Source organism: Verrucomicrobiia bacterium, assembly GCA_035629175.1.
Lineage (GTDB): Bacteria > Verrucomicrobiota > Verrucomicrobiia > Limisphaerales > DASXHY01 > DASXHY01.
This window is the reverse complement of record DASPIL010000103.1, coordinates 154,486-180,405: the sequence shown is the minus strand read 5'-3', so window position 1 is coordinate 180,405 and position 25,920 is coordinate 154,486. Positions and strand designations below refer to the sequence as shown.

3 protein-coding genes are annotated in these 25,920 nt (G+C 59.0%); all 3 read right to left on the bottom strand.

All coding sequences use genetic code 11. The features are described from left to right. Positions 1-110 precede the first annotated feature (110 nt). The 3 genes from VEH04_19110 to VEH04_19100 all read right to left on the bottom strand — a co-directional run bounded on the left by VEH04_19110 (position 111) and on the right by VEH04_19100 (position 25,916). On the bottom strand, positions 111-24,407 hold the full coding sequence (locus VEH04_19110) for an FG-GAP-like repeat-containing protein (protein HYG24883.1): 24,297 nt from the start codon (positions 24,405-24,407) through the stop codon (positions 111-113). Between the two features lie 125 nt (positions 24,408-24,532). Beyond that, positions 24,533-24,868 (bottom strand): SdpI family protein, encoded by a 336-nt coding sequence (locus tag VEH04_19105; GenBank protein ID HYG24882.1) that lies wholly within the window; start codon positions 24,866-24,868, stop codon positions 24,533-24,535. Position 24,869: 1 nt separating this feature from the next. Next, positions 24,870-25,916 carry a hypothetical protein gene (locus tag VEH04_19100; protein HYG24881.1) on the bottom strand — a complete coding sequence of 349 codons (1,047 nt, stop codon included), beginning with the start codon at positions 25,914-25,916 and terminating at the stop codon, positions 24,870-24,872. Between the last annotated feature and the right edge of the window lie 4 nt (positions 25,917-25,920).

Sequence of the window (25,920 nt, the reverse complement as noted above, 5' to 3'; positions counted from 1 at the left end):
TGGTTCTACCGGGTTCGCGCCTTTTTGACAAACACAAGTTATGTTCGAACCGCTGCTGCCCAGCGGTTGCGCAAATCAGACCCCGACCCGCCTGAACGCCTTCCGCAACGCTACAATTTGTCCACCCTGTAGAACACCATGCCGCCAGGCGGAGGATCAAAACGGAACGCGGCGCAGGTATTACTGAGGAACGAAACCCGGTGCATCTCATTCCAAGTGGCACCAAGGGAAGTCGAATACCGGATGACATACGTGCAGTTAGGCTGTCCGAACAGGACCAGCTGGTGCGAGCCGTCAGGATTGTAAGCCACCTGCATTTCTGGCGGGTCAGCAAAGAACTGAACTGCGCGGCAGAAGAACGAACCTGAGGCAGGAAGTCCTTCAATGGCCATCGGCGATCCGGTCATGGCGATCCGCCCTGGCAACCGCGTCCACGCCTGCGCAAACATGTTCGTGGAGTATTCAAGCACGTAACTCGCGCCCGGAGTTCCATGCAATGCAAGGGCCCGCGCGCCATTCGTGCTGACGGACGCCGTCAGCCAGGCTGGCGTAAACGTGAATTCAAACTTCACCACCCTGTAAAAGACGATCCCGCCCGGCACCTCTGTCATAGGAATTTCCGCGCTGGTTGCATTGGTTAATCCAACGGTCCCGATGGTCAGCCAGTTCGGACTCCCGAGCGAGGTGGCGTATTGAACCACATAGGTGGACCCCGGCGAGCCGTGCACCACCATTCTTCGTGAGCCATCCGAATTCAACGAAACCTGCAGCTGCGGCGGCTCCACGTAGATCACGCGATAGAAGGCCTCGCTGTCCATCGGCATAAGCGCCGGAATCGTTGCCACCGGACCGTCGAGAGTGATGCGCGTGAGCGTTTGCCACGGGCTGCCGAGAGCGGTGGAGTACTGGATGAGATAGGTAAAGCCGGGACGGCCATACACGGTCAATTGCCGGGTTCCAATGCCGTCAACCGACAATGTCAGCCGCGGCGGGTCAGTGAAGGCGATCACCTTGACCGCCCGGTAGAAGACCACTGACGGTGCGGGCACCACACCTTCAACTTCGGTGAAGGAAGTATTCGTCGTCAGCGTCACCTGCGTTGGCAAGCGGGTCCAGGCAGCCGAGTTGATGTTCGTGGTGTATTCGATGGCGTAGGTGTCGCCAGGGATGCCGTGCAAAATCAACCGGCGTACGCCGCTGCTCATGCGCGCTTCAAGCCGCACGACAGGCGGTTGGTTCGTGGGCACGACAATGATCGAGCCCGAAACTCCGGATGCTCCTGCGAATGCGCTGCCGTTGAACTTCAGCGCATTCACCTGTCCAACGCTCAATGGTACGCTTCCGCTTTGGTTGGTCACTGTAATGCAGAGCGATGCAACCACTTGTTGCGTGGAAATGAGCGGCTGTCCGGGACATGTCTGCAGTCGGACCGTGAACACCGTCGGAGACAGCATTTGCACGGTGGCGTTGCAGATGCCCGCAATGGCCGGACTCACACTGACGCCGCTGACAGTTCCAGCCGGGACAATCACGCGGAACTGGATGTTGGTCGCGCCAGCGCTCGAAGCGAGCGTCACGGGCACGCAACCCTGCTGGCCCGGACTGACCGTCGCCGACCCGAGGTCCACGCGCGCATAATCAGGAATCGCCACCAGGAAGGCCTGGGTGACACTGAGACTTGGCAGGCCGTTGTCGCTAAGGACGACTTGCAGCAGGTTCGTCCCGCCCGCCTGGCTGAGGGTTGGAGACAGGCACACGACAAGGTTGGTGCCGTTCGCAATGCTGACCGAAGCGCCCGCCGGGGAATCCAGGAGCGACGCTGTGAAGACGCTCCCTGGCGTGTCCGTAATAGGATTGGTGAAGCAGATGCCGCTGTTTACCTGGGCGATCTGGTTGGCGATGGCGCCGAGGATTGGTGCCGCGTTGCCGGAGATCACAATCTGGGTATCCGCCGTTGCGCTCGCCGCCTCCATGTTCCCGGCGTTGTCACGAACGCGACTGTAAAAGGCGTACGTGTGTCCCGGTTCGCCTGTGAACAATCCTGTCTCGTTGGTGGTCCCGCTCTGCCAGGCGATCAATTCCCCACCGTCGTCAGTGAAATAAATATCGAAATCGCGAATGCCCGAGCCGTTTGTCTCATCCGATCCCGACCAGGTCACCTCGAAGCTCGTCAGAAGCGTGGTTGCGGGCAGCGGATGGACGCTGCTCACGGGCGGAATCGCATCGATGATATTCTCGACCACGCGGGTATCGATGTGCTCGTTGTCATCGAACACGATCCGCGCCTGGTTTGTAATCACAGTGCCCGATGGGACATCGCCCGCGGGCCGTATGGTGTAGATCACATAACCTTCGCCGATTTGGTTGGTCGTGTTGGGAGGCAAAACGCCTTCATTGACGCTCAGCGGGGGCTCACCCGTGTTGAGGTCGATTGCAAGGAACGACCAGAATACGCGGCGTTCGTTGAGATCCACGCCTGCACTGATATCAACAACAACATTCGTTCCCGTGCCCTGGTCCTCCATGGGCACGCGGGTTTGGAAGTAACTGCGATTGGCAGGAACTGTGACGGTTCGGTTGTTGAACACAATCTGGCCGAGCCGGAACGTGCGAATATCCAGGTTTGGATCGATGAGATCTGACACTGTGACGCGCCGAGCGTGGGCCGAGGCCTCGGGCAGGTTCTCGAAATAGATGGTGTACGGCATCGGATCTGTTCGGTTCACGAATGCCTGCTGTCCGGGTGAAAGGGGCCCAACCTTGTCATTGGGATCGCAACCCGAACCGCCGCTGCCGCCGCCAGGGCCGCCGGGGTCGGATCCGCTGGTCCCGCTCGTGCCACTCGTACCGGAAGTTCCGCTGGTCCCAGAGGTGCCACTTGTACCCGACGTTCCGCTGGTTCCGCTGGTTCCGCTGGTTCCGGATGTTCCTGACGTTCCACTCGTTCCACTGGTACCGGAAGTTCCAGATGTCCCTGAGGTCCCGCTCGTCCCCGAAGTCCCCGAAGTCCCCGAAGTGCCCGAGGTGCCCGAGGTGCCACTTGTGCCGGAAGTTCCCGAAGTTCCGCTGGTTCCCGAGGTTCCTGATGTGCCCGAGGTGCCGCTGGTTCCGGACGTCCCGGAAGTTCCGCTCGTGCCGGAGGTTCCCGAAGTGCCACTTGTTCCAGAGGTACCGGACGTACCCGAGGTGCCGCTCGTGCCCGAAGTTCCAGACGTACCACTGGTCCCGGAAGTCCCGCTTGTTCCCGATGTCCCTGAGGTACCGGAAGTGCCGCTGGTTCCGGAGGTTCCACTCGTGCCAGAAGTTCCGCTGGTTCCGGAGGTGCCACTGGTCCCTGACGTTCCACTCGTCCCAGAAGTCCCAGATGTCCCAGATGTCCCAGAAGTCCCACTAGTCCCACTAGTGCCTCCCGAAGGCACAATCTGCACCGACGTCACCGAATTATCCGCACTCGGGACCAACTGCGAGAAGTTCGTCGTGTTCGAGAACAGCACCCAATTCGTTCCTGTGAAGTTGTCACCCGAATACATGATGACACTCCATCCGCCCGGGAACTGCACCGATGAAGCCCAGTCGTTCGTGAATCCGAATGTCTGCAGCTGTGACAGCGTATAGCTGCCCGGCGGGATTGGTAATGTCTGTCCGCCCATGAAGTTGGTTCGATCGAAGAACACCGCGCCGGAACCGCCCAGACTCATCGTGCCTGCTCCGCCCTGCGCCATGATCGTGTATGTGGAAACCCACAGGTACGCGATATCGGCGGTGAGATCGAGCAGCAGGCAAGGCGCTCCATTGGTGCCTGTGAAACTGCAGGCCAGCTGATTGGTAATGCCGCCCGCCAAAGCCGCCGAGAACCAGCTCCTCTTCGCCTGATCATTCAAGGCCAGGAAATCGCGGCTCGCCAATCCATACCACCCGGCTTCGTCGCCGTCGACCAGGCCGCTCGCAACGAGGTTGCTGCGATAAAACGCCTGCCACGCTGCGGGGTCATCGGCCAGCGACGAAACTTCCGGTTGAACCGCGGCCAGGTCGATGAAGGCAGTCGCTCCACGCAGGAATTCAGCGTAGGTCGCGAGATACGCGGCCATCTCATCGGCAGTGCGGCCGCGTGCCAGCAACATGTATTGGAATGGACCGAACGGCGCGTTGGGAATGCGCCATACGAACGATTCCTGTCCCCCGGCCTCAAGGTCACGGATCCAGAAGCAGTCATGCGTGGCGCTGTCCACGAACTTTGCCGTGGGCGAATCGTTGAACCAGTCGGCCTCCGGGTAGTCCGATTGGCGCGGGAATGTATCCGCCTCGCGGTTGAAGCCCATCTTCGTCTGGCCTTGGAACGCTCCAATCACAGTGACATACGGCGCATCAATATTTCCGATATTAACGACGGTGCCCGGGACATCCCATCGCGTCCCAGCGCGCGGCGTGCTGTTGCCACCCGTGTTCAGCAGGAGCGAAATGCCCGTGCTCGCCTCAATTGTAATTCCATTGGTCGCCGTGACGGTTCCAAGGTCGGGATTCTCAAGCACGACGTTGTAGGTTCCGCGCGGGGCGCCATTGAAATGGAACCGCGCTTTGACGCGTGATCCATCCACAAACCTCATTTCATTGGCTGGAATCGTCCCGCCACTGCCAACAAGGCGAACAGTTGCGCCGGGTTGGAAGCGCGCTCCGTCAACGGTCACGGTTACCTGGCCGGCGTCTCCAATGCGGTCCGGCGAAACACTGCTGATGCTGAACGGAATCAACTCAGCCTGGATGACCGCCAGCTCGGGCGGCACAGGAACGCTCGCCCCGCGCGTCAGCACATAATACCAGCCGGCCTGTGTTGCCGGGACCACAACGCGCTGGTTCGGCGACAGCGGATTTTCGTAAGCGTAATCGTAATTCCCAAGGCTCGGCAGCGCGCCATAACGGAGGTACACCTCGTTCGCGTTCGCTGCGGAAGCATTTGTCATCGTCACTGCAAGCGCCTGGCCCGCATCGACGAACACCTTGTAATAATGCTCCGTCCCCGTGACGAAGGTGTTGGTAACCGGCACGCCTATGATCAATTGCGGGACATCGACCGTGATGGCGCCAGCGGACCCGAGCAGGTTGTTGCCCAGGTTGAACTCGCGGATGTTGTTGCGCGTATCGGCTCGAACGAACGCGTAGTACGTGCCCGGCGTCAGGGCAGGCAACGCGAACGTCAGGCTCTCGGAATAATTTCCCTGCGGATTGACGGTGCCGTTGTGGAGCTTCACGCCCACCAGCGTGGAATTCAGACTCCACTGCGGAGTTGGTGAGAGATAGACAGCGTCAGTCCATTGGCCCACTGCCGGATTGGTCGAGAGGTTGGCTACCGTCCAGTTCACTGTCACTGAGGTCCCAGGCAAACCTGATGAAGGCGACACGCCAACCGTGCTCACCCCCAGATCCGCGGGTGGCGTCATGGTGACGATTGTGGCCAGCGGCGTGACTCCCTCGTTGTTGGCGGCTGCGCCGTATTCGTTCAATCCACTGCTGTTTGCAACCACGATGAAGAAGTATGGGCCCGCGATTCCCGGCGGAAGGTTCATCGCCAGGGAGCGCACGTAATGTTCTCCGACCCCCAACACTCCCGGACGCGGGTAAGCACCAAGCCGCACATCTGTATGGGGATCGAGAACCTGATCCTTCGAGAGATAAACTGTGTCGTACCAAAGGTGCGGCGGCGTCGGCGCGGTTCCGACATTGGTAACGCCCCACGACACGGTCACAGGCTGGCCAGCAATGGCATCCGCGGGCGCGATCACTCGGCCCAGGCTCAAGTCCGAATACAGGCTCGGGAATACCTGCAACAGGCTGGGAATCGTGTTGTCATTCTCACCCTTGCATTCATTGACCGTTCCGAAGGCGTCTGTGCGAAGGAACAATGTGTATGCTCCCGCCGCATCGGCGGGCAGCATCACAGTCGCGGAATCGCTATAGGAATTCCCCGCAGCGAGCGGAGCTGAACGAACGTTCGTCGCCAACGCGATTGCCTGGCTGCCGAACGCAGCGTTCGTGGAGAAATAAACGACGTCCACCCACGATCCGCTTGCGGGTGCATTGCCACCATTGAACACCGTCCAGGTGACACCAAAAGGCACGCCGCCCGTCACGGTGGCGGGCTTTGTCAGGCCAAGGAATTGGAGGTCTGGATGATACAGCTGAATCTCGGTCGAGACGGCCAGAGAGTTCAAGCGATCACACTCGGCTCTGTTCACACGGTTGCTGAAGTCCACCACGACATAAAGATGAACAGCGCCTGTCATGCATTGGGGCGCCGTCACTGTCAGATTCGTGAGATACGCCCCGCCCGCGGCGACAGCTGCCGTGTTGGTTCGCAAGCCCAGCAGCATAAGCGCAGATGGATCGTTTGTGGGGGCCAGGTAGATCGCGTCCGTCCACGGCCCCGCCGCAGCCGCCGAACCATAGTTTGTCGCGCTCCATGTGACGACGAACGGCTGTCCGCTGAGCACATTGGTCGGCGCCTGCAAGGTCAACGCCTGCAGGTTCGGATGAACAACCGAAGTGACTGCCACGGTCTGGCTGGATCGCAGCACGCTGTTGGTTTCGCACGAAATGCCATTCACGGCGTTCTGCCAGTCAGTGACCACGAAGACATAGGTCGGTCCGCCGGCACAAACGGGCACAACGTTCGTGAGTGAACGGGTATAGCCCGTCCCGCCGCTCAGTCCATTGGTGTTGAGCACCGCGCCGAGCAACAGGGCTGAATCCGGGTTGAACTGCGGAGACGACGAGAGATAGACAAGATCCGTCCACGCGCCGCCCGCGGGCAGGGATCCAGCATTGATGACGGAGTAGCTCATTGTCATCGGCTGCCCCGCGATCGCGGATGGAGGAACGGTCATCGCGCTGACATTCAATCGGGCGAGCGTTGTGGGCAAAACCGCAACCGGGCTGACCGACGCCTGCACGTTGTTCGTCTCGCCCGCCGAACCCTCAATGACGCTGTTCGTCGAGTCGGTGTGCACAAGCACGAAGAAGTCGCCGCTCAAGCACGACGGAATATGGACGAGCGCCGATTGGTTGTAGCTTCCCGCTGGCTGAAGCGCGCCATTGCGCGTGAACATGCCGACCAGAGTCGCGCTTTCCAGGGTTCCATCAGGTGAGAGATAAACACTGTCGATCCAGGAGCTGGCAATCGTCCCAACGCCGCCAAGGTTTCTTACGGTCCATGAAACATTGCGGCCCAAACCGGCGATGGCGGGGGTTTGAATCTGAATGTTTGTCACCTGCAAATCAGCCGGGATCGCGGCGGGTGCGTTCGACAGCACGATGGGCACCGCGGCGACACTGATGTTGTTCGTTTCCCATGGCCCTTCATACACCGTATTGGCGTGATCCGCCTTTACCGCCAGATAGTAAGTCCCGGCCGCGATAGAATTTGGAACGAACACCAGCGCGCTACCCGTGTAGCTTTGCGCCACATCCAGGCCGCTCGAATGAAACACCGAATGCAGGGGAATCGCCGTTCCCTGGTTAAAGGCAGGAGTTGGCGAAAGATAGACCTGATCGTACCACGTGCTCGCCCGAGCCAGGCCCAGGCCATTGTTCGAGACAGTCCAGCTTGCGTTAATCGTCTGGCCAATAGCGGCGGCGGGTGGTCCGCTCACCGCGGTGACTTCGAGATCCGAAGGCGGCGGCTCCGCGATGACAATCGTCGCAATCCCGGTGTCGCGTCCCACCTCCGGCTGCCAGAACGGAGGATCGGGCTGGATGCTGATGTAATTTGTTCCGCTCAGATACGGAGGAATCGTGATGACCTTCGTTTCGGTGTAGCTTTCACCCGGAGCGACCGGCCCGCATTGGCCACCTACGTGATAGTAGGCGAACTCCGCGCCGAACCAGCTCGGCACCGAACTGATTCCCAGCCCGTGATCCCAGCAGCGGCCTGAGACCGCTGGGGAAATCGCCGTCGAGCCCGTGTTCTTGACCGTGTAGGTGACCGTCAGCTGATCGCCCGCCCAAAGAGTCGTCGGCGGGCCTGGCGCAACCGTAACCGATTGCACATGCAGGAAGCCCGGAGCCACGTAGGTCACCGGAACAGGAGCAGCCACGGCAACATTGTTGGTTTCGATCGTTTCCAGAACGGTGTTCGCCACGTCCGTCGTGACGACGAAATAATTGTTTCCAGAAATTCCAATCGGCAACGTCACATTGACTGTCTGCTGATACGATTCGCCGGGCCCGAGATAACTCTGGTTCGGGAAGCGGCCAAAATCCCTGACCAGCTGCGTCCGCGCGGCGTCGCTGTAAAGCAACACGTGGTCCTGCCACAATGTTGCATCCGTGTAATTCGACCCGGCATTGTGAACAGACCAGCTGATCGTCACCGTTTGTCCCGAGAAGACTTCATTGGTCGGTGCCGAGATTGACTGGACGATCAGGTCGGGCAACGGCGTGATATGAACGTAGGCAGGGCCGCTCGACGATGTCGCATTGTTCGTTTCTGCCGCGCTGTTCGGGAGCCCTTCGTAAACGCTGTTGCCGGCATCGGTTACGACCGTCAGGAAATAGTTTCCTTCGGTGACCTGCTGGCGATTGATGGTGACGGCTTGCACGCGGGTGAGCGCAGCCCCGGAAGCAAGCGTGCCGTTGAATGCGAATTCGCCAAGGAACTGGTTGGTGCAGGGTGTCGACGCACTGCAGAGATACACGCGATCCGTCCACGGCCCTGAAGCCAGACCGGCTCCGCGATTGGTAATCGCCCACGCAACGTCAAACCCACTGCCCGTCCAAGCGGACGCCGGCACCTGAACTGACGTGATCAGCAGGTCAGGCGCGGGCGCGGTGATCAAAACGCCGTTGGCGGAAAATGTCTCGCGTCCGCACTGGTCAATCGAGCGCACGCGGTAATGATAGTTCGTGCCGGGGATCAATCCCGCCAGTGTTACGACGTGATTCGTCACGAGCGGCGCGGACAATGCACTCAGGTTTCCATAAGCCGCACTGAGGCCAAACTCAACGCGAGAACTCGATTGCGCATCGGTGTTCCATCGGACCACGGCGACGCCGGGATTCGTCGCTGCCACGCTTGTGCCAGAAATAATCGGACCCGATGTGTTGACGGCGAAGTTTCGCACTGCAGGCGTGAGATCCACATTGCCTGCGGCGTCACGCGCCCGCACCTGCAGCGTGTGCGGACCGTCCGGCAGACTTGGGAAGCTGATGCCATTGGCGCCTGCGAATGCCGAGAACGGCGCCCCATCGATCGAATAGGAATATTGCAAACTGCCCAACTGCGTGACGTCGTCCGTGCCTGACCATCCAAACACCACCGGCACGGCACACACAACCGCCCCTTCGGCCGGGCCCGAAACGAACGTCGTATTCGGCGCAGACGTGTCCGCAAGCGTGGTGAACGTAAAGTTGCCGCTCACGCGTTCAACCCCAAACGTGTTCTTCGATCGGACGCGGAAGTGATACTGTGTCAGCGGCTGCAATCCCGTCAGCGTCACGGAATGATTTGTCACGAGCCCGGTGCTCAACGGCGTGAGGTTCCCGTAAAGGGCCGAAACGCCAAATTCCACCTGTGAAGTCGAGCGTTGATCCGTTCTCCACGTGATCGCCGCCTGCACAGTGGCGGGCGAGGACTGCACCTGGCTGATGAGCGGAGGCGTCGCGGCAATCACAACCGTTGCGATGTTCGTCAGCGCCAATGGATTGCCATTCAGGTCGCGTGCCTGTGACACCCAGATGCGGTTGGTGCCATCCATGCCGCTGACGATGGTGATCGGCGCCGGGGCGAACGTGTCGTTCGACACGACGGTGGAACTCCACGTTCCGCCTGCGGGGACCAAAGGATTGTTTCCGCCATCGATGTTCGTAATCGCAATCAACGGAACAAAATTCGTGTTCATCGTGCGATCGAATCGCACCCGAACCATGAAGTTGTTCGTGGCGGGAACCACCGTGGGAAAATTCAGCGTCACGTTGGTGATCAAAGGCAGAATGCTGATGCCCTGATAATGCGCGACGTAGTGGAGGTTGGTGGGATCGAGGGTGGAGAACACCCGGCTGAAGCTGGCATTCGTCCCCTCGATGACGCCATTCGTTCGGAAATTCAGGAAGGTATAAACGTTTGGCGCGTTGGTCACGCGAAGCGGAGCCGAGAAGCTGGCAAGCTGGCCGTTGGTGTAAGTTCCCGCTCCAGTGACCTGCACGAGATTGGTTGGGGACGTTGCCGTCGTCACCACGTGGAACGTGTTGGCTTCCGCGTAATTCGCAACAATCAGCCGATTACTGCGAACCACGCTGATGAACAGGGGCGAGGTCCCCACGACCGCACCATTCTCAGTCCAGTTGGTGAACTGGTAGCCGAAAGCCGGCGTCGCGCGCAGCACGTTCGTGGTTCCATAAAAGAATGTGCCCTGGCCGCTGACGCTGCCTGCCACGGCAGGATTGTTCGAAGAACTGATCTGATAAGTGGGCAGAGTGAAATTCGCGGTGAGTGTCCGGTCGCGCGTGATCACGAAAAAGAAGTTGCTGCTGCCACTCTGCACTGCGCCGCCTTCAGTCCAGTTCACGAACTGGTATGGAAGAACGCTTGTGTTCGGCGTGGCGGTGACCAGCACAGTCGTTCCCGACGGAAACGTTCCGCCGCCGCTCAGATTCCCGGCGCCCGCTGGATTTGAAAACAGGCTGACGGTGTAAGGCGCAACAATCTGGAACCCTCCCAAAGCCGTGTTGTTCGCTTCAGCGGCAGCGTTTCCAGAGGCATTGAACTCGTACACGTGGCTCTGGGAATCCACAATGATCTGCACCTGATAAGTTCCGGCAATCGTCGCGACAACATTTTGCGTGTGCGACAGGACACTGTTCGGCGCCAGTGCCGCCGCCACAATCGGCTCGGCATTTACCAGCATGTCGCCCGTTGTCTGATTCCTGACAATCGTCCGTTCGAAGAACCCACCCGGCGCGCTGCCGGTGCCGCGATTGGCGGTCTTCCAGGTGATCACATAGTTTTGTCCTGCGTCCGGGCCGGTGACATTCAGGTCCTCGATGACAAGATCAGGATAGGGCGGCAGTGCGACGTGGAAGGAAGTGGCGGAGCCCGTGATGTTGTCGCCTTCAAACAGATACTCATTCACCGCGTTCCCCGCATCGGCCTGAACAATCACGTAGAAATCACCGGCAATCCCCTGCGGCAACGCGATGCTATTGGTGACAAGGTACGTGCTGCCAGGTGCGAGAACACCGGTGTGCGGGAAGAAACCGAGCGCAATGTCATCGGCGTTGCCCATCGTGAGATCCGTTGACAACACCACCCGATCCACCCAATTGCCCGCTGTTGTGGCCAGGTTTCCAATGTTCTGCACACTGTACGAGTAGCTCACCGTCTGCCCGCTTTGAATATTTGCCCCGGCTGGCGGAGTCACCGCGGAGACGATCAAATTGGGATAACTCAGGTTTGCCGTGGGCACGACGTTGACGTCGAGGACGTATTGATCCAACAAACCCCCTGTGCCGTTCGCTGCGCGGATGACGGCGATGTAGCTTGCAGTCGCCGCGATGGGCACGTTGGCCGTGGCGTCATCGCTGCGTCCGCCCGGCGCTTCAGGCTGGTAAAATCCGTCCACGCTGTAAACGCTCACGATCGGAGCGAGCGTGCTTCCCGCTGGCAGACGCACAGTCAACAGGATGCTGTGGCCGTTGCTAACCGTTCCCAGGCTGAAGTAATCCAGGTCGGGCGTCGTGCGAACATTGCCCACTATGCTCGCCGCGTTTCCTCCGCCCGAAGGCGCAAGCACCAGCGGATCGGCGGTGCCCGGTGCGCCGTTCTCCTCCGTTTCCATCTGCAACGGCGGCGTCGCGATGGTGACACGGAACCGGTATTCGCCAAAGAAGTTGTAGGACGGCGAAACAGCAACCATGTAAACGCCATTCGTCGGAAGCACGACGCGCTCTGCCTGTCCATCACCATTGAACGCAGGATAATAATCGAGCATGAGCGAACCGTCCGGCCGAATCACCCGATACCGCAACTGGCTTGCACCGGGCGATCCCGGAACAAACGTCGCCAAGTTCAGAAGGTCCCCGGCATTACCGCTGAAGCTCCAATAATCTATGTCGGCGCTGCTGGACAGAGCCCCGCGTCCGCCTCCGATCCTCACGCCGGGCGGATCCTCGTTCATGAGCAGGGAAGTGGCCGAAGCGGGCGTATTGTTCGTGCGGCTTTCCAGGACCAGGCCCGGCACGCTGCCTACCGTGAAGTAACGAACGAAGGGGCTGGCGATTGCATTTCCAAATTGATCGCGCAACGCCGTGCTGACCATGAAACGATAATAACCCGGCTGCAGCGGACCCTCCGGAATGCTGAAGGTGAGCGTTTTGCCGTCCGCTGCGAGCGATTGATCCAATTCATAAACGTCGTCATCCACCGTGTCGAACACCCCGTCCGGCCCTGCGAGGCGCAGGTCAAAAACGTTGTAAGGATCATTGGGATACGCATCGAGCACATCGGGAATGCCATCGCCGTCGCTGTCCATCCCAAAGACCTCGATCACGCCGCGATAGTTGTTGTTGACCGCAAATGTCTGCCAGGTTCCGCTCGGGATCATCGCCGTGTAATTCCTGTTGGCGGAATTTTGCGGCTGGCCTGCGTTCCAATTCGTGTACCCAAAAGCTTCGCCGCTGGCCCAAACAAAAACACCTTTTTGTGCTTCGTCGGTAAGCCCAATCCAAATATTCCCCGCACTGCTGAACTCCTGGTTCAAGAACGCGTTCTCGGCCGCATCATTGATTGTCGCGAGATGTCCTCCCAATGCCCGCGCCTGCGTCTCCGCCGAATACCAGTCCATCGCCGCATCCGTCAAAACGTATGCCTTCCCGTTGAACCGCCGCACATCGCGATTCAGCACGCTGAGGTTTGTAGCCACTTCCTTCGTGAAGGTGAGAGAGAACCCGTCGAGAATGCCAAAGTTCGTAGCGCCCGCTCCAGGCAGGGTTGCTGAAGCCACCGCCGCCGGGCTTGAATCTGCAAGGTCGATGTTCAGGAGGTACTGCGAGAAAATGCCCGGGGACCTGGCATCCGCGACATACGGGGTCCAGACGGGATTCCCCTGAACCAGGCTGACGCGGTTGGATGGCGATGAATCAACAGCCATGCTGCCTGTTCCTTCGTCGAGCCGCCAGTAGCCAACCAATCCGGTCTCAAGGCCAGTCAGCCGGTTGCTGCGATTGTTGACGATCTCGGCGCTCGAACGCGCCGTGTTCCAGACGCGGACTTCATCAATTCCGCCCCACCAATATTCGCTGTACGGTCCATACTGCCGGCCGATACGGAATCCCGTCGCCGACGGATTCACGATCGCACTGCCCCGGGCGGCGACCTGCGCCCCGTCGATGAACAGCAACGTGTTGGTGGAACTTTTCACCAGCGCAAAATGATGCCACCCATTAAAGGGGAACGACGCACCTGTGTTCTGCCAGTTGTCGCCAGAACGAACAATGTTGCCGTCGGTTCCGAGATAAAACGCATTGCCGCCGGTTCCTTGCGAAATGATTTCACGATGGCTGCTTGAGCCTGCGGCGTACGCCCACGCTTCGACCGTGAAATCGCCGGAGGCCGGAACAACAGCATTCGTCACTTCAATGTAGTCGGTGCTCCCATTCATCCGCAGCGCGTAACCGTCGACGCCGCTGAACCGGAATGGCGCGCCTGGGCCCACATCAGACACCACTGCGTAATACGGCCCGCTGCCGCCATTCGGCACGGTATAAGACAGGTTCGACTGCGTTGCCGCAGAGCGCGCAACGACCGCCCCGGCCGAATTGTAAATCCAGACGGCGCCCAATAATCCACTGCTCGCAGGTTGCGAAAGATTCAGGTTGATGCTCGCGCCGGGGGAAAGTGTCGGCGTGCGGAAAAAGTCCCCGGCCGATTCGTAGTTCCCGATGTATCCCAGCATCATCGCGGTCTGATGGCCTGCGCTCAACGCGAAGCCCGGGAAGTTGGCGTTGGCAAGCGTATCGTTACCTTCCGTTTCCAATTGAACAGGCGGGCGCGCGAGCGTGACGCGAAAACGGTATTCCCCAAAGTATTCGTAATTAGGTTCGACGCGCACCTGGTACGTGCCAGTCGTTGGCAACGTGAGATTCATCTGACCGCGTCCGTTGTAATCGGTGTAAAAGTAAGTCCAGTATTGATTGCGCGTCGGCCCGTCGCCAGGCCGGTAGATGATGTAAAGCAATCCTGAAGCGGGCAGATTGCCGGGATTCTCAGCGGCGATATTCATCAGGTCCCCCGCCTGGCCGCTGAAGCTCCAATAGTCAGCGTCCGCAGCGGTCGAAAGATTTCCGCGCCCCGCCGCGATCCGCAGACCCGTCGCAGGATCGGTCACGACCAGCTCGGAATCGTTGCCCAAAAGGACGCCCACGTGATTTGCGTTGTCGCTGCCAAACGCGATATCCATTCGCCCATCGTTGTTGAAGTCGTCCACGGCAAGCCCGACGGCGCGGGCGAGGACATTGTTAACAATCGCCGAACCAAATGAGCCATTGCCGTTGTTCATGAGGACGGACACGACGTTGTTGTTGTAACCGCCTGCAACGAGGTCCTTGTCTCCATCTAAATCCAGATCCGCTGCGATCAACTCGTAGCCGTCCGAGGTTCCCGCGCTGTAATTGATCCGCGGCTGGAACGATCCATCGCCGTTCCCGAACATCACGCTGATGGTGTTGTCTCCACCGTTGAAGACCGCGAGGTCCAGCGCGTTCCCTGCGTTGAGCGCCGATAACACCAGCGTCCGCGGATTCACTCCGGCCGCCAGGGTAAACGCATTCCCGAACGTCGCATCGCCGTTGCCCAGCAAGAGGCTGACGGTGTTCGCATTGTAATTGGCGACCGCAAGGTCGGGCTTCCCGTCCCCGCTGACGTCACCAATCGCGACATACATGGGTCCGTCGCCAGTGGGATAATTGACCGCAGGTTGGAAGCTTCCATCGCCGTTCCCTACGAGGATGCTGATGTGATCGCTATTGAGGTTCGGGACTGCGAGATCTGTTTTTCCGTCGCCGTTAAAATCTCCTGCAGCAATGTGATAAGGGTTCGTTCCAGTCGCATGGTTGGTGCGCACCTGGAATGTCCCGTCACCATTGCCCGTGAACACAGTAACGTTGTGCGAATTATGATTTGCGACCGCCAGGTCGAGATGGGCGTCGGCATTGAAATGACCGAGCACGAGCGACCACGCATTGTTTCCTGTGGGATAATTCGTCTTCACCGTGAAGGTGCCATCGCCGTTGCCCATCAGAATCCCCACCGAGTGGGTGCACCAAAAGGCCGCCACCACATCGGGATTCCCGTCGGCGTTCAGGTCCGCTGACGCAATGCGCTCGATGCAGGATCCCACGCCGGTCGTCGGCCCAAACACAAACGATCCATCGAAGACATTCGACGAATTCGCGCTCAGCGAGGTCCCACCGCCGAAGGTGTCATTCAGTCGATTTTCAAGCACCAGCCCAGCCACGTTCGTAACGGCAAAGGTGCGAACGTAAGCCGCCGCAATCGGAGTCCCCGCAGGGTCCGTGAGATTTGTCCGCACGGTGAATCGGTAGAGCCCCGCCTGAAGCGGACCATCCGGGACGAGGAAGCTCGCGTTTGTGCCTGAAGCATACACAGGCGAGTTTGCGAGATTGCGAATCTGATCGTCGCCCGTGCTGAACGCACCGTCTCCGCCCGCGAACCGCAACTCGTAATTCGCAGGGTTCGTCACGCTTGATGCGAGCATGTCCTGCGAAAATGTGACTGTAAATCGATCAATGAGATCCGATGAAACGCCGCCTTGAGGGGGAAGGCTGACGGCAACCACCTGTGGAGGAATGGTGTTCAGCAGGCCAATGTTGAGGACGTACTGTTGCAAAATGCCGTTGGGGAGGGAACCAGGTGGACCAACGCGGTGCCACGCAGGAGTGTTTACGAAGTTGCCATGGCGTGCATTGGGGCTAAGGTCGAACGCCGTCGTGCCTGAACCGGTCTGCAGCGGCCAGTAGCCCGCAAGCCCCGTTTCCGTTCCGACGAAACCGCTGTTCATAGTTGCCGCAATTTCACCCTGCGTGCGGGTCAGGCTCCATATGGCGACTTCCTGGATGATGCCTGGGAAATATCCATTGCAACACGCTTCGCCGCCGATTCGCGTCGAACCCGCATATGGGCTGTAGTTCACGTCCACAGGCCCGCTTGCCTGGAGCACTCCGTTTACATACAGGTAAGCATTTGTGCCATCGGTCGTGCCCGCGACATGGTACCACGTGTTGGGAACGGCCGAAGTCGGAGCGAGATACGCAATGTCACAATTCGCGGGACCCCGCACGTTCACGCCAAAACGTCCCGACTGCATGACGATCGTCCAATCCGCGCACCCCCCCGCACCGCCAACAATGCTGCGCCGGCCCGAGGCGAGCGATGTGGGCATCACCCAGGCCTGCAACGTCCATCGATTTCCAGGCGACCAATTTCCGAGGTTCACATATTGGTTGGCGCCATTGAACAGGAGGGCATTCGTTCGGAAGCTGACTTGCGCAGGATACGACGGAAGCACACGGCTGAAATACGCGCCGCCCGCTCCTGAAGCAACCGTGTAGCTGAGATTCGTCTGTCCCGGAAACAAGTTCGTCAGCAGCGTCCCAGCGCTGTCATAAATTTCTATTCCCGGTGCCAGGCGGCTGTTGGCGGGACGCGTGGTGTTCAATCGGATTTCGGTCCCGGCCGCAAGGTTTCCGAGTTGAAAAAAGTCGCCGTTGCCATCGGCCGAACTTAAATATCCAAGCACACTCGCCGCGCGCTGTCCCGCGCTCAGATCAAACGTCAGCGCGTTCGCCGTCGCGATCGTGTCGTTCGCCTCGCTCTCGAGCTGCATGGGCGGCCGGGCCAGCGAGACACGCAGGCGATATTCACCCGTGTAAGCCTGGCTTTGTTCCGCTCGAATGGTGTAGGTGCCCGCATGTGGAACCACGAGGCTGATCTGCCCCCGGCCGTTTCCATCGGTATAAAAAAACGTCCACTGCGTACCGTCGGGGTGATAGATGCGATATAGGATTTGCGAACTTGCCGGATCACGCGGATTTTCTGCTGCGATGAACAGCCGATCGTGGGCGTCCGCACTGAAGGTCCAGTACGCAAGGTCTGAACTGTCCGCAAGATTGCCGCGCGCGGCGGCGATCCGCACTCCCGTCGCAGGGTCGAGTTGCAGGCCTTCGGTATCCTGTCCAAGCAGAACCGTGATGTAACTGCTCCAGCTCGACGTCACAATGTCCAGCAGCCCGTCGTTGTTGAAATCGCCAGTCACGAGCGAGATCGGATTTCCACCAACGTTCGCGTAGTTCAACACGTTGCCAAACGTGCCGTCCCCATTGTTCAACATCGTCATCAGCCGGTTGGCACCATACGCAGGAATCAACAGGTCCAGCGCTGAATCGTTGTTAATGTCAGCCATCTCAACCTGGTAGGTGTCGCTGCTGCCGATGTTGTAATCGGTGCGGGTCCCGAATGTGCCATCGCCATTCCCCGGATAGACACTGAGGAAATTGCCGTTGTTCACCAGCACGGCGTCCAGGTCACCGTCGCCCGTCACGTCTGCAAGCCCGGCGTATCGGGGATTGGACACGGCAGGAACGTTCGTGAGCGCGGTGAAGACGCCATTGGATCCTCCCAGCAATACGGCAAAGCTCGCGCCGTTGTAGCGCGCCACAACCAGGTCGGGATTCGTGTCTCCGTTCAGGTCGCCAGCGCGAACCGTTTCCGGGCCGCTGCCGATCGCATAGGTCATTGCATTGGTAAACAACCCGCTGCCTGTTCCGAATACAATGGTCAGGTTCCCATTGCCGTATCCCGGCACAGCCAGGTCGAGGATTCCGTCCCGGTTGAAATCATTGGCCGTCAGATTCCACGGATTGCTGAAACCTCCGAGATTGGTCGCCAGCAAAAATCCACCCAGTCCATCGCCCATGCGGACCGTCACTGTTCCCGCCCCATAATTCGCCACAGCAAAATCGGCCTTGCCGTCGTTGTTGAAATCGGCGGCGACAACACTCGCCGCGTTGTTGCCTGTTGGAATATTAGTCAGCAGTGTGAATCCGGCTTTGCCGTTGTTGGTCAATACACTGACTCCCGACGCCGACCAGTTTGCCGTGATCAGATCGAGTTTCCCATCGCTGTTGAAATCAGCCTTCGTGACAAAATACGGATTGCTGCCGACCGATGTCGAACTGCTGATGCCGAACGACCCATCGAGCCGATTGCTGGCGTTCAAGCTGAGCGATGTCGTTGAAACCCCGTTGGTGCGGCGGTTCTCCTGCACGAATCCCTGCAAGGGCGCGATCGTGAAGAAGCGTACGAAGGGCGCAGAGGGGGTGTTGCCAAACTGATCGCGAATGGCAGTCGTTGCCGTGAAACGGTATTTGCCGGGCGCCAGCGGTCCGTCGGCAATCGAGAACGTGGCCGCCAGTCCACCGGCATAGGTGCCGGAATAAATGCGATAAATAATGTCGTCGGTCGTGTCAAAGGCCTGGTCCGCGCCCGCGGCCCTCAGGTCAAAGCCGTTGAAGGGATCGCTCGGGAAGGGATCAAGGAGGTTAACAAGACTGTCATTATCCGTATCCGCAGCGGCCGATACTTCAACGATGCCCCGCATGCTGGTTGAAAACGCGATGTCATCCCATACACCACTCGTATTGAAACGAACCCCGAACTCGTATCCGCCACCGTTATTCGGTGCGCTGCCCGCCCAGTTCGAATAGGTGAATGGGTCGCCACTCGACCAGCTCCATCCGCCGCCCAAATAAAGATTCAATCCAATCCAGAGGTTGCCCGCTCCGCTAAACGTCTGGTTCAAAAAGGTGTTCTCCGCTGCGTCATTGATCGCAGCCAGGTGCCCGCCCTGTGCCACAGCCGCAGATTCCATCGCGAGCCACGACCCAGCCGAATCCGTCAACACATACGAATGTCCGCCATACCGATGCACGTCTCGCGACAGCCAGTTGAACCGCGGATCCATTTCCTGGCTGAAGCTCACGGTGAAGCTGCTGAAGATGTCTGAGTTGGTGGAATTGTGGGATGGCAGGGTGACTCCTGTGACCAACGGCAGCGCCGTGCTCGTGATGTCGATATCGAGGAGATATTGAGCGAGGACGCCTGGTGACCGGGCTGACGCGGCGGCCACTCGAGTCCATGTCGGGTTGTTAACCAGCAACCCAGTGTGCCCCCCCGCTACGAGATCCGTGGCGTTGGTCCCCGATCCTTCGTTGAATCGCCAGTAGCCCATCAACCCGGACTCGGCGCCGGTCAGCACCGTGTTCATCCCGGCAATGACCTCCCCCTGCGTCAACGCGCGATTCCAAAGCCGCAATTCATCAATCATTCCGTTCCAGCCGCGGCCTCCACCGCCCCATTGTGCAAGCCGCAGAAACTGCGTGCCGTCATAATTGATCTGGCCCGGCGCCACGTTCGATCCAACCAGGACACCGTTGATGTAAACGAAGCTGACGTTGTTTGTGAGGCGGGTGATCGCCACGTGTTGCCACGTGTTCGGATTCAGGTTGAAGAACACGCTCGATCCGCCATCGGCCGATCCCCAGCCATACTGGTTTGCGCTGTTTCCGTTCTGTTGAATCACCCAGCCGACGTTGGCCCGATGGTTGTTGTCGAGAATGTCCGCGTTCGCCGTCTGCGACGCGGCAGGGTTTGCCCAGAAGCTGATTGTAAACGTCTGGTTGCTGAACCAATTTCCAAACGCCACGTGGTCACTGCTCCCAGAAAACCGCAGCACGGTATCGGCATTTCCGCTGAAGCCTCCCGGTGCCGCGTTGATGAAGCCATAATAAACACCCTCCTGGCCGGCGGGAACGGTGAACACAAGATTCGTGGCGCCAGCCGGGGAATTGGTCATCAACACTCCCGCCGAATTATAAATCGCAATGACGTCGCCGAATCCGCTGGATGACGGCTCGCGCACACCAAGGCGGATCACCGCGCCGGCAACGAAATTTCCGAGGCGGAACACATCGCCCGAATCACCAACCCCCACGTAACCGGCGACGTTCGCCCGCAGGTGGCCGTTGGTCGACATGGCGTTGATTTCCGACGCTGTCGCAAGGGAATCATTCGGCTCCGTCTCAAACTGCAACGGAGGACGGGCAACGCTGACGCGAATCCTGTATTCGCCCTGATAATCGTAATTGGGCGCAACACGCACCAGATACGTGCCTGTCCGCGGCAACGTGACGGTGGCACTCTGCCCCCAACCGTTGTGATTGGGATAGAATGAAGTCAGCGCGGAACCAGCCTCGTCCAGTATTTGGTAATACATCTGGCTCGCAGCAGGGCTGCCATCGGTTTCGACCGCCACCATTGCGAGATCGCCTGCCTGCCCCGCGAAATGCCAGAAATCGATGTCACCCGAATGCGAGCGTGTGCCCCGCCCTGCCCCTATTCTCAAGCCGCTTCCCGCGGGATCTTCCAGCAGAGGATGCGTGGAATTCCCAAGCCAGGTAGAAATGATATTGCCGCTGTAATGACAGAAAGTGAGATCGATGCGCCCATCACCATTCACATCGCCTGTGGCAACACCGATCGGATTTCCAGATGTCGAATGCGAGTGCAGATTCGTGAACCCGCCTGCGCCGTTGTTCAGCAGGACATTGATCGTGTTGTTGCCGTATCCAGGAATGATCGCATCGAGCCTGCCGTCGCCATTCAAATGAGCCAAAGCTACCTGATAAACAGATGTGAAACCGGCCGCATAGAACTTCCGCGCCTGGAACGTTCCGTTACCATTTCCAGCCATCACATTGAGCATGTTGTCGCCATCGCCGACCGTCACCACATCGACATGCCCGTCGCCGGTGACATCACCCAGCGCCACGCCTCGTGGATTGACGCCCGAAGGCAGGTTCGTGACGCTCTGGAAGCCCCCAGTCCCGTTGCCGATGAGGATCGTCGTGGTGCTGCTGCCATAATTCGCAACAGCGAGATCCAGGTGGTTGTCGTGATTCAAATCGGCAATCGCGACGGTCTCTGGATTGCTCCCCGTTGTGTAATTGGTGAACGCCTGGAAGGTCCCGTTGCCGTTTCCGAGAAGCACCACGATTGTCGTGCTGTTGTAATTCGGCACAACCAGATCAGCCGCGCCATCCGCGTCCAGATCCGCTGTCGCGAGCGAAAACGGCCTGTTGAAACCGCCGATGTTTGTGACAAGCGAAAATGTTGCGTTCCCGTTTCCCAACAGGATTGAAACCGAGTTCCCAACGTAATTGTCCACCGCCAGGTCTGCCCTTCCGTCGTTGTTGAAATCAGCCGAAACCACCCCGATCGGATTGCTTCCCACGGCAATGTTCGTCGCCGCGAGAAATGCTCCGGTTCCGTCGTTCGTAAAAATCGTTATGGTGCTGCTGCTGTAATTCGCAGTCACCATGTCCAGGTTCGTGTCAGAATTGAAGTGACCCGCAGCAATGGCATGCGGGTTGATTCCCGAACCCACATTGCCAATCCAACTCACCGTTCCCGCCGCGTTCGTGCTTGGCGAAGAGCTCAGTGACGTCGCAAAGCCATGGACATCATTGCTGCGATTCTCGGTCACAAAGCCCGCCACGTTCGCCACTGTGAAGTTGCGGACGAAAGCTGTGGCGAGGCGGTTTCCAGCGCGATCGGTGACGTTCGTGCTCACGGTCAGGCGATAACTCCCCGCCTGCAGCGGCCCGTCTTGAATGGTGTAGGGAACCACTAAACCGCTGGAATACCCGGTCGTCGCAACCCGATACAACACATCGTCGGTCGTGCCGAAACTGGCGTCGGGCCCTGCAGATCGCAGGTCGTAATTTCCTGCATTGCTGATCGCACCGCCGAACATGTCTTCGGAGAAACTTAGATCGAAGCGGTCCACAATGGTTGTCGTGGTGGTCCCCTGGCCGGGGAGCGTCGCGGCTGTCACGGCCGGCGCAGTGCTGTCAGTGACGGAAAGATTCAGCAGATATTGGGATCGCAATGTGTTGCTCAACCCATGGATCCGCACGTAGTGAACGCCACTGGCTGTGACTGCGTAATTCAAGTTGCCGTTGGTGCTGGTTGCGAGCGCCGAGCTGTTTCCCTCCGTTTGAATTGCAAGGACGTACTGGCCCGAAACGAGGCTCGACCCGGCCGGAAGCACCACGTTCAGGTTAATGGTGTTGCCGGGGTTCAACATGCCAATCCTGAAGAAATCCCCGGCCGTGTCGGCGGGCGGCAACGATCCCACCATGCGCGCTTGCGCAAGTCCCGGCGCGAAGTTCAATGCGAACTGATTCGCTGTTCCCTGGGCATCGTTCCCCTCTGATTCCATCTGCAGCGCACGCGCGCGATCCAGCCTCAGACCGTAGCGCGAACGTCCGTTGCTGCTCCACACCCGCACGTAATACGTTCCCGGGCTTGCAATCGTGTAGTTTTGAATTTGCGCAACGCCATTGTAATCGCCGCCCACGGACGCGAGGTCCTGGTCTGACGCATTGCGGATACGCACTGCGGGATAGACACTCAAGGACTCCGCCTCCAGCCGCACAGTGATCACATCGCCTGCTTCAGCATCAAAACGCCAGTAATCAACATCGGTCGTGCTCGCAAAAATTCCGAGGCCGTAAGCCGTGGCAAACCCGCTTGCCGGCGGAGTCTCACTCAATGGGAGTGGTGTCGCCGTGATGATGCTGTCGTTTCCAGCATCCTCGATTCTCCCAACAATTGGATTCTCCAACGTGAAGTTGCGCGTGAACGCCGCAACAGGATTTCCGTTGGTATCGAGCAGTCCAGGCAGCGTCTGGAACCGGTAGTTCCCCGACTGCAACGGCGCGTTGGTGATTGAAAAGCTCACGGAATGATTTCCCCCAAAACCAGGATTCGAGGGAATCAGCTGATACAACACATCGTCCCCGTTGTTGAACGCGCCATCCGGCCCCGCGCCTCGAAACGAGTAATTGGCCGCGTTCGTTGCGCTGGCACTGAGGGGATGGCTTGCAGCGATCGTGAAACTGTCGATGGCAATTCGATTGGTTGAACCGTTCGGCGGAAGGGTTGTTGAATGAATGATCGGGCTCGAAACTGCCGAGGTCAGCCGCACCCGGACATTGTCAATTCCCCACGATTCGTCATCGAGGTTTTGAAGATTTTGTCCGCTGAACGAAACGGTCGCCAGGGCGTTCGATGCCACAAATGTAACTTCAATGTTCCGATAAATCGCGTCCAGGTAGCTGGGCGAAAAGCCGAAGTGACCGCGTCCCTCATCCGGCTGGCTCGGGAAAGTCTGCGTGCCGCTGGGCGGATTGGCATTGTGATTGGCGAACGTGTGATGAAACACCTGCGAGCCGTCGACGCTGACATTCAGGAAGTCGCTGCCACTGCCGTCCCAGCTGTCGATCGCATAGAAATCGAAACCCACTGTATACGATTGCCCGGGAATGAGATTGGCAAGCGATAGCGTTTGCGACTGGTTGACGAAACGGCCGGAGAACGACGTAAACCCAAGAGTTTCCGCCGTGTTCGAAACCCGCACGCTCCACTCAGTTCCAATCGCGCTCTCGAAGTCGGTGAAGTAAGGAACCGTCGCTCCCGCGATCGGCGCGCCGCATTTGCCGGAGCTGCCGGCGTTGTAAAGGCCCAGGACTTCGGCAGCGGACAAAGCTCGATTGTAAAGGTCCACCTCGTCGAGCAATCCATTGAAGCGGTTGCCACCCGCCGCGTTGTTGTTCCAGTCGTCACCGATCGTTGTCGGAACCCCATTCGTGTCGTGAACGATCGCATTCGTTTCCACCACGCTCGCAACCAGCGTCCCGTTGAGATACAGACGCTTCATGTTGCCGTCGAAGGTTGCCGCCAGAAAATGCCAGGCGTTCGTGGAAACCACGTTCGTTGCGTTCAACACATTGGCTCCCCCTGTGTGGAATGACGTGAACTGCGGTTTTCCCTGGAAGATGAACAATCCGTACGATTCGGAACAACAGCCAATGCCCCCAGATCCGCTGCTCCCGCGCGCGATGATTGTATTCCACCCACCTGCTGAAAATCCGGTGCCCCGGATCCACGCAGCCATCGTGAACTGGTTTGGCCGCAGGCCAGGTGCGTCAGGAACATGGATGTAATCGGTCGATCCATTGAGGCTGAAAGCCTGCCCTGCAAAACCTGGAACAATCGACGCCAGTCCTTGAAGCGTGCCGGAATTCGCGCCCTGCGCATCGTTCGCGCTGCCATTGCCGCTCCACCAGCTCACCAGCCCGGACGGAGGCAGAATGCATGCGCCGCTCGCCGAAAGCGTGAGAAGCTGGGCGCCGCAAAGCAGGATTCCCAGCAAGGAACACAAGCGCGACGTTCGAAGCTCTCGAACGGCCCGCCTCCAGGCATTACGATTTCCAGTTTTCAAAGGTTTTCCTTTCCGTCTCTGACTGCCAGCTCGACCGAGCGGCACATTTCCCCCGTGGCAATTCCCTGACAACCCTGTTCACAAAACGACGCAGTGCCGCATTCCGCATCCATACCCAGTTGCAATTACGGTCCGAAGCGGCGCTGCCATCCAATAAAACTGACAAGTGGAACCACAATGGCGATCGCGATCACAATCAAAGCGCCGCCGATGTAGAGCAGCGTGTATTTCTCGGGAATAAAAAATCCAATGGCACCCACGAGCAGGATCGCAAGCGAACCCCACGCCATCATCCGGCCGCCCCGCGCGTTGATCTCATACCAGTTTTGCTCCGATTGAAACGCAGCCTTGGTGCGGAAACCATAGTAGCGGTTCATCGGCACCTTGCGAAATACCAGCGGCAGCACCAGCAGCAGTGTGACAATGCCCAGGATCAAGAACTTGGATGCCAGGCTCGTCATGTCAGGCAGCGAGTTCGGCTTCGCGAAGCTTGAGCGAAGCCATGAGAAGATCGGTGCGGCGCAGCATGAATCCCTGCGACGCCATGTAGTCGGAAACCCCGAGCCCGATGCCATCCGGATTCTCCTTCGCCAGGAATTCCTTGTTGATCGCGCCGAGCAATTGTGCGCCATCGATCTTGATCCGGCGGCGCTTGGCCGACACCAGAGCTGAGTTCACCTTGCGAAAATCCACGCCAGCGCCGTCGCGCCCTGCGGCCACGGCAAGCGGCGACAGGAGAAACTGCTGCATCGCCTGGAAACCGCAAAGTTCCAGCACGTCAGGCACGTAGTTGATCACCTGCTCAACGATCAGCGGAGCCGCTGTGGCATCCACAATCTGCTTGAGGCATTTCTCAACCATGCGCGTGAAACGTGGCGATTCCTTCAATCCCAGCAACGCCATGTCAAACGTCCCCGCGAGCGCGCACGTCAGCGCGGCCACAGGCGACGCGGGATCCTGCATCAACTGAATCCGCTGCTCCTTGCCCGCGAGCGCGTTGTAGGGATCGATCACCCACTGATCGGTCAACGAGTACACGAGGAAATTGTGCGCGAACGGAATCAACGACAGTTCGCTCGTGAGCGTGTTCTGCTTGAGGTATTCGCTGAGCGGAAGATTCACGACGCTGTAGGGTTTGCCCGCGTACGTGAAGCGAATCACCGTGGGCGGCAATTCAGGCGTCGAAACAGGCTGCACGCCCATCACGAACAGCTCGCGCTTAAGCTCGGAAAAACTCTGCGAGCTGACCAGCAGGTTGATGAACGGCAGGTCGCGCTGCTGCATCTTTGCAACGACACATCCGCCCAATAAGTACACGCCTTTCGAGCGTCCTTGCAGCGCTTCAATCACACGCTGCTCATCCGCAGAAACAGCCATCGCCACAGGCTTGCGCTCGTGATTGGCCGCGGGAATCGCCCGGGCCGAACGACGAACCGCGATTTCTTTGACGAGGAACGGGGCAGCCACCGCGGAGGCGCCCACCAGCGTGATGAATTGGCGTCGTTTCATAATT